This window comes from Bacillus cereus group sp. Bc031, assembly GCF_027716265.1.
GTDB lineage: Bacteria > Bacillota > Bacilli > Bacillales > Bacillaceae_G > Bacillus_A > Bacillus_A paranthracis.
The window spans coordinates 1-8,510 of record NZ_JAQFUL010000132.1 but is presented as its reverse complement, the minus strand read 5'-3'; the positions used below and the strand labels follow the sequence as shown (position 1 = coordinate 8,510).

Here is an 8,510-nt window from a genome sequence, read left to right as displayed (position 1 = left end):
TAAAGTTAGTTTGTCTAGCATCATAAAATAAAAATTGACGTTTCACGTTGTTTGTTTCGTTCAGTTTTCAAAGAACTTGTCTGTCGCTCATTTGCGACTTCCTTATGTTAACATCTTCGTTAGTTAATGTCAACTAAGTTTTTTATTTCGTTTGTCGCTTTCGACGTTATTGTCATCGGCGACTTGTTCTATATTACACTTCTGTACTCTAATCGTCAATACTTTTTATCCTTTTTATTTTATAAATTATAAAGCGTATTTTTATAATCCTTCCCTAAAGATTAATAAACTAGTGTAGTCATTTTTATAATCGACAGTTTCTACTTTATAAAGAATGAATATCAAGCCACACAAATATATATTAAAAGTAGCTTTTTTATTTCGGTTACATTCACAATTATCTCCTACCACTTCTCTCTAGGAATTATAAATACATCCTACATTTACTAAAATCTAATTACATTAGGAGGCGTTATGAAATGCATGCTAATAAGAAAATCATTTATGTATCCCATGATGCCCATTTCCACGGAGCACAGCTGCTTTCTTTACATACTATTAAAGCCCTTAAAGAAAACTTTCATTACTCCGTCGCAATTATTTCTATTGGAACCGGTATTTTAATCCGCGATTTTCAAAAGTATGGTCCTGTTTATTGCCTAGAGGAAGACTACCCAACGGAAGAAAAAGTCGAATTATTAATAAAGAAGTTATTATTAAAAGACTATACCATCGCCATATGTAGTACCGTCATAAGTGGTGATATAGTTGCATTACTAGCTAAACATAATATTAAAGTTATTTCATTAATACATGAATTGCCGCATTTAATACAACAGTACTCTGCTGAGGGAAAAGCAAGAAACATTGCCCAATCTGCTCACAAAATTGTCTTCCCTTCACAATACGTGTATGAAAAATTCCGTACAATCACCCAATTAGATCATCAAAAATGCCACATTCTCCCTCAGGGCTTGTTCAACCATAATCCTTATAAGAAAAATATTGCACAAGCGAGAAGCGATTTACGAAAAAAGCACAATCTGCCTCTCGATAGCAAAATCATCTTGGGGGTAGGTTTCGCTGATCATCGAAAAGGAATAGATTTATTCTCACTTATTGCTTACTCAGTAAGCAAGATGCATACGAATATTCATTTTATCTGGGTTGGGAAAACAGATGTTCATTTTTTTAATACAATCTCCCCAAGATATACAGCACATTTCACATTAGTGGATCCAACTCCAGATATCGGTTTATATAACGCCGGTGCTGATTTATATTTATTAACTTCAAGAGAAGATCCTTTTCCAAACGTAGTTTTAGAAGCATTAGATACAAAAGTCCCTGTTATAGGGTTCAAAAACGCTGGAGGTTTTGAAGATGTTGTTACGGAACAAACCGGCGCATTAGTAGACTATTTAAACTTACCTATGATGCTGGAAAGAATATATGAACTTATCGGGAATGAAGATTTACGATTACAAAAAGGGACCTTTGGCCAAGAACTTATTGAAAGAGATTTCAACTTTCTTGATTACGTTTATCAATTATTAAACTTGCTTGAGCATAATTATAAAAAAATAAGCGTTATTGTACCGAACTATAATTACGAAAAATACTTACCGGAACGAGTTAAATCAATATTAAATCAAACCTATCCCCTTTACGAACTAATTTTCCTAGACGATGCCTCTACTGACAATAGCGCATCTATATTTGAAAAGCTGCTCTCAAATGAAAATAAACACCACCTGAAAGTTCAGCAGATTATTAATGATAAAAATTCTGGTTCTGTATTTAAACAATGGATAAAAGGTGTCTCTGCAGCAACCGGTGATTATATTTGGATTGCTGAGGCCGATGACTTATGTGATCAGACATTTTTAGAAGAAGTAATACAAGGGTTTCATATAGATAGTGATGTTGCCTTAAGCTACACACAATCAAAACAAATAGATGAACAAGGAAATATCTTGGCCAATCATTATTTGAATTACACAAATGATATCGATAAGGAAAAATGGCAGAGTTCTTATATCCGAAAAGGGATAGATGAAATACAAGATACGTTATTTATCAAAAACACCATACCTAATGTCTCAAGTGTAGTTTTTAAAAACATAGATATAAAAACAATAGCAAAACAATTGCAAAAGTTTAAAATAGCTGGTGATTGGTTTTTCTATGTTTCTCTCCTTAAAGAGGGGAACATTTATTTTAATCCAAAACCTCTAAACTATCATAGACGACATACAAATAGCGTAACAAGAACAGAAGATTCATATTCCCATTACAGTGAAGTTGTACAAATGCAGAATTTCATTAAAGACACCTTTACTATCGACGACATTTCAAAAAAGAAAATGTATGCATATAGAAAGTACCTTGAAACATATTTGAAGGTTTAATTATATATTTTCTTTATCATCAGTAGCTCTTTTAAGACATTACTATTATTTAAGGGGTGTTACTCTTTGAAAGAATTTATAGAGGCAAATAAACATTTGATTTCTCAAATTGCACAAAAATACAATGTAAGTGCAAATATCCACCCAGAGGATCATATCTTTCAATTCCTTGTCACAAATCCAGTCTTTCCATCTAAAAAAGAAGCAATAGATTATTATTTTAAAGATGGAAAAAAATCAGCAGAAACACTCTTAGATTTAATTACTTCCTTTTATCCTCCTGTAGACACTCCAATTCAATTATTAGAATTCGCATCCGGATATGGCTGCGTAACACGTCATTTATTAAATCAGCAAATGAACTTAAGTATAACTACTTGCGATATACACGAAGAGGCTATTACTTTTATTAAAAACACATTACATACTTCATCTCTATTATCTCACCCTGAACCAGAACAAGTAAAATTAGCCTCGTCTACGTATGATATCGTTTTTTGTCTATCCTTTTTTTCTCATATGCCTGATACAACTTGGTTTCGTTGGCTTCAGACATTGTATAACGCTGTTTCCCCTGGCGGCTTATTCATTTTCACAACTCATGGATATCAAAGTAAAAAGTACTTCGGCTTTCCCGCTTTAAATGAACGGGGTTATTGGTTTCTTCCCTCTAGCGAACAACTCGATTTAGATGTTCATCAATATGGGCAAACGATCGTTAGCCCCTCTTACGTATGTGACAAAATTAAATTATTACCTTATAATCCTATTATCAAAAAATACACTGAAGGTTTTTGGTGGGAACATCAAGATCTTTGGGTAATAAAAAAAGAAATAAAATAATAAACCACGCTCTACTTATACAGAAGTAGGGCATGGCTTATTATTTTTTACTATATAAGAACTCTTCAATCCATAGCTTATTTAATCTAATTCCACTTTTGAAATCCACTTTCGGTTCCCAATTACATTCTCGTCTTACTCTATCTATATTTAAAATGATTTTTTGAACGTTTTCTTGCTTTTGTTTATAGCAGATAAAGTCCACTTTTCTTTCCGTTAATTTCTCCAATTCTACTATAATTCGTTTTAAAGAGAGACCCTTTCCGCTGCCTATATTATACACACAAAATTTCAAGTGATTTAATTGCGATAGTTGTATAGTAACTTCCACTAAATCATCGATATAAATATAATCTCGAATAATTTCTTGTGGATTCCCATATATATTAATCTTTTCATTACTGAGATGCTGATACAAAAAACAATTTATTGCTCCAACTTTCTTTAACGGGTTTTGATATTTTCCATACGGATTAGAATATCTACATACAACATAGTCCATTCCATATTTTTTCTTATAAAAGTACAAATAATTTTCAAGCGACACCTTTGTTATTCCATAAGGAGAAAGTGGTTTTAATGGATGTTCCTCATCAATAGGCAGATATTCCGGTTCACCATAAACTGTGCCTCCAGAAGATGCTAATACGATTTTTTTAATGGGGAAATTTTTAGCACTTTCCATGAAATTAAGAAAAAAAAGGCTACTGTTTATATCTCCGAAAACATCTTCAATTGAAGTTGTTACATTAGACGTTGCAGCTAAATAAATAATAATATCCACATTCACTAAGGCTTTATATATATCTTCAACATTTGCTAAATCACCTTTAATAAATTCAACCTCACTTATAATATTTTGAGGAAAATTATTTATATGTCTGGAAAATACTTTTACATTTTGGCCTTTTTTCAATAAACCTAATGCGAGGTTAATACCAATGAAACTATTTCCACCTACTATTAAATAATTATTCTTCCGCATAATATCCTCTCTAGTAATAAGATTTTTGCTTATCTCACCTAGAAATACAAATAAATAAACTTAGTCAATTCTATTATTGAGTCTCTTATAATTGTATGCCCCTTATAAATTTTCATTATCTTTATTTTATATTTTCCCTTTAGAATCACTACCTTATTTAAGCCGTCCGAAAAAACATTCATAATATTTACTCATTCCTATGAATATATTGGATTAGTAAAAGCTTTCTCCTTCTCCATAAATAAAACTTTCAAAAAGGAGCACTACATGTATGAAGAATGTAAATCAAGAGCTTTTAAATCATGTAATTCTACATAAAGATCGAATCCCACATTTCCATAAAGACTTTCCCCTTATACTATTCTGGAGCCATAGAAGCAGATGTACTACTTTAGCTAATTGGTTCTTTTTTCAAATCGGATTGTTTAATGAAGCAAAGAAATACCATGACTTTATTCATTACTATGAATTCTGGGTATATAAAAACAACACCAACTACATACCAGAGTTACAAAATGGGCTTCTAACAGCAGAAAAAGCTGTTTGTAAACTTGTACGAAATCCCTATACAAGGGCCGTCAGCTCATTTTTATTACTTGCTGACAATCCATATGCAATTCCTCAATGGGAAAGTATCCGCCAGTATTTATATAATGACAAATATAGTAACCGAGGAATATCATTTAAACAATTTTTATATTACGTTCGAGCATTAGGTCCCAATTCCGTAGCAATGGACATACATTTTAGTCAGCAATACGTTCCGGGTGAAGAAAATTTCATCCAACACTATATTCCTTTAGAAGATTTTAATACACAAATCGCCAAAATAGAACATACGTACGATTTAGTTAAATCTAATTTAGCGCTACTTACAAATTCAGATCATCATCGCTCTCATAAAATGATGTATACAGGAAGCTATGCAGAGCTCAGCATTACAGATGCCGCCTTCCCTCGCTTTCCGACATATAAAAGTTTTTATGATGAAGAAACAATGGCATTAGTTACAGAAATATATGCACAAGACTTTGAAATGTATCCGTACACAAAAGGGATATTTTAAATTGATACACTCTTCAATGAATAAAAGCGAATGTATCGCATAGCATAAATTGAAACTTTAATTAGAGAGGGGTTCTCCCCTGCTAATTATTCCCTTCTACCAATTTTACTGTTATAGATTCCCTAAATTTCACCTACCCTCTTTGAATTCACTAATTATTGACGCATGTGCCATATATATTTTTACACAGGAGTGATGTCATGTGGAAGGTAATTTGAAACATAATAACGGATATTGTGTTATTTGTGAGAAGGAAACTACATTTATAGAGCATAACGATTGGCTTAGAGATCACTACTTATGTTCTACATGCCACTCTATACCAAGGCAGCGAGCTTTAATTCATGTTTTAAATACATTTTTTCCGAAATGGGGTTCCTATCATATTCACGAATCCTCACCTGGGGGGATTACAACTCAACTACTAATAAAAAACTGCAAAAACTATACATACTCTCAATACTTTAAAAACTATCCTCTCGGCCAATACTTTCAAGGGATTAGATGCGAGAACTTAGAAAACATGACTTTCCAAAATGGATCTTTTGATTTGTTCATTACTCAAGATGTCTTTGAACATGTAATGGAACCAAACAAAGCCTTTAAAGAAATAGAGCGTGTATTAAAGCCTGGCGGTGCTCATGTGTTTACTGTCCCTTGGTACCACACACTTCCCAAAACTTTGCAAAGGGCAAGAATCAATGAGGATGGAATTGAGTATATTGAAGAGCCAATTTATCACGGAAATCCTATTGATGAGAATGGGTCTTTAGTAACATTTGATTGGGGCCAAGATATGATTGAATATATTTATACACATGCAAATATGTATACCCTAGTTTATTTACAAAAGGATAAATCACTAGGCTTAGATGCTGAATTTTTACATGTTTTTATTAGTAGAAAACAAGAAAATGATTTTTAAGCAACATATAATTTGGAGGTTAACAAATGGATGACTTTAAATTAGGAAGTGATTTTGATAACCTTGTTAGCCCGCTTTCTGATGTTGAACTTCTTCATCTATTTATACAAAGTTGCTCACAAACAAAGATAAATGGTATCCCAGTACCTATGTTCCCCCCTGAAGAAATTCAACAACAGTTTGTAGGTGCTTCCTATGAACATGCTCTTTATGAAGCATATTTGTTTTATAGACTTGTAAAAACATATGCCCATAATTTAGGCGTTCCCTTGAATAAAGAACGGAAAATTTTAGACTTTGGTTGTGGCTGGGGAAGAATTATACGCTTTTTTTTCAAAGATGTTCGCGATGAAAATTTACTTGGGATTGATGTAGATCCAGCAATGATTAATATTTGCAATGAAACGTTAGGAAGAGGAATATATAAAACCGCCAATCCACAACCTCCTGTAGAATTTATTAGTGACAATTCATTGGACATCATATTCGCTTATTCTGTATTCTCACATTTATCCGAAGAAACTGCAGAACATTGGATAAAGGAATTTTCAAGAATTCTTCGTCCAGGTGGAATCTTCATCGCCACGACACAAGCGCGCTATTTTCTCGATTTTTGTCAACAATTTAAGGAACACCCTGAATTAATTCAGACAGGATGGCATAAAACTTTATCTCAAGCTTTTCCAGATATAAATCGTGCCATCTCGGATTATGAAAGCGGCAATTTCGTCCACAGCCCTACGGGAGCTGGAGACGTTAGAAATAGTAGCTTCTACGGGGAAACCATTATACCTAGAACTTATATTAAAAACCACTATGAGAAGTATTTAAAGCTGCGGGACTTTTTCGATGATGTAAACCGATTACCCCAAGCCCTATTTGCTCTCCAAAAAGATTAACTCTTTTCGCTCATTGTATAATGAAGATCATTTTATATTTCAGCCGTATATATTAAATCATTAAAGATTTCCATATCAAGCAAACTGTACAAAAAAATTCATTATGAGGCATAAACAGAGTAAGTAAATAACGGTTCTCATGCTTTAACTAGATTCGAAAAATCAAAAATAACTTCCCACCACTTGAACTACGAAGCACATAAGGGGGATATATCTTGAAAATAATTGCTTTTTACTTACCACAGTTTCATCAAATAAAAGAAAATGACCGATGGTGGGGAAAAGGTTTTACTGAATGGACAAATACTAAAAGTGCACGACCTTTATTTTCAGGACATTATCAACCTAGAGAACCTTATCAAGATTTTTATTACGACTTAACCACCCCATCCGTAAGAAAATGGCAAGCAGAAATTGCCAAAGCACACGGCATATATGGTTTTTGTTATTACCATTACTGGTTTAAAGGGAAGAGGCTATTGGAGAGACCATTTAATGAGGTACTTCAGATGGGCGAACCAGATTTTCCATTTTGCCTATCTTGGGCAAATGAACCATGGACAAAAACTTGGGATGGTCTTGATAGTCACATATTAATGCCTCAAAATTACGGAGGCTTATCGGATTGGAAAGAACACTTTGATTATTTATTACAAGCTTTCCAAGATAAGAGGTATATCCGTATAGATAATAAACCACTATTCATTATTTATCGTCCTGGGCATATACCTAATTGTGAGCAAATGCTTAACTACTGGAATACACTCGCACAAGAAAATGGTTTGGCAGGTATATACTTTGTAGAAACATTAAACAGCTTCCCACTTCCTAATATAAATGGGTTCGATGCTAGCATTCAATTCGAGCCTTTTTATACAATTGCTCATGATAGCTCTTCAGACATAAATAAAACAATATATGAGTCTGGTAAACAAATAAACGCTTGGGATTATGATAAAGTTTGGATGTATATACTAAAGCGGTCTCCTCCAGAGAAAAAAACATTTCCCGGTGCCTTTGTTGACTGGGACAACACAGCACGCCGCAAAGATTTAAATAGCAGCATTTTCGTAGGCTCTACTCCTGAGAAGTTCACGATATATTTAAGTAAGCAAATCCAGCGCACCTATTCTGTTTACAACAGCGAGTTTTTATTTATTAATGCGTGGAATGAATGGGCAGAAGGTACTTACTTAGAACCAGATAAAAGGCATGGCTTTGCCTATTTAGAAGGAGTTAAACAAGCAATTAACAGAGGCATGAAAGCATACAAAAAAGACGAGTCATTCTGACTCGTCTTAAGATTGCTTGGCGACGTCCTACTCTCACAGGGACAAGGTCCCAACTACCATCGGCGCTAGAGAGCTTAACTTCCGTGTTC

Annotated in this window: 7 protein-coding genes; 6 read left to right on the top strand and 1 reads right to left on the bottom strand. The window is 33.5% G+C overall.

Annotated features, from left to right (window positions below; translation table 11 throughout):
- Positions 1–479 precede the first annotated feature (479 nt).
- Both PDQ33_RS27255 and PDQ33_RS27250 read left to right on the top strand, forming a co-directional pair.
- Positions 480–2,411, top strand: a complete 1,932-nt coding sequence (locus tag PDQ33_RS27255; RefSeq protein ID WP_270395127.1) for a glycosyltransferase — start codon at positions 480–482, stop codon at positions 2,409–2,411.
- Between the two features lie 66 nt (positions 2,412–2,477).
- Entirely contained in the window at positions 2,478–3,254 is a 777-nt protein-coding gene (locus tag PDQ33_RS27250; RefSeq protein ID WP_000657503.1) for a class I SAM-dependent methyltransferase, read from the top strand.
- A gap of 40 nt (positions 3,255–3,294) precedes the next feature.
- Here PDQ33_RS27250 and PDQ33_RS27245 read toward each other — a convergent pair whose 3' ends face one another.
- Positions 3,295–4,239, bottom strand: coding sequence for an NAD-dependent epimerase/dehydratase family protein (locus PDQ33_RS27245; RefSeq protein ID WP_001230823.1), 945 nt, complete (start codon positions 4,237–4,239; stop codon positions 3,295–3,297).
- 271 nt (positions 4,240–4,510) lie between these two features.
- On the opposite strand from PDQ33_RS27245, the gene PDQ33_RS27240 reads away from it, so the two are divergent.
- From PDQ33_RS27240 to PDQ33_RS27225, 4 genes are all read left to right on the top strand, one after another.
- The gene (locus PDQ33_RS27240; RefSeq protein WP_270756969.1) at positions 4,511–5,305 is read left to right on the top strand and encodes a sulfotransferase family 2 domain-containing protein; all 795 of its coding nucleotides are present in this window, start codon (positions 4,511–4,513) and stop codon (positions 5,303–5,305) included.
- A gap of 202 nt (positions 5,306–5,507) precedes the next feature.
- A complete protein-coding gene (locus PDQ33_RS27235) occupies positions 5,508–6,230 on the top strand; it encodes a class I SAM-dependent methyltransferase (protein WP_046199652.1) in 723 nt (240 codons plus the stop codon).
- A gap of 26 nt (positions 6,231–6,256) precedes the next feature.
- Positions 6,257–7,129, top strand: a complete 873-nt coding sequence (locus tag PDQ33_RS27230; RefSeq protein WP_270756967.1) for a class I SAM-dependent methyltransferase — start codon at positions 6,257–6,259, stop codon at positions 7,127–7,129.
- A gap of 215 nt (positions 7,130–7,344) precedes the next feature.
- The gene (locus tag PDQ33_RS27225) at positions 7,345–8,421 is read left to right on the top strand and encodes a glycosyltransferase WbsX family protein (RefSeq protein WP_270395131.1); all 1,077 of its coding nucleotides are present in this window, start codon (positions 7,345–7,347) and stop codon (positions 8,419–8,421) included.
- Positions 8,422–8,510 lie beyond the last annotated feature (89 nt).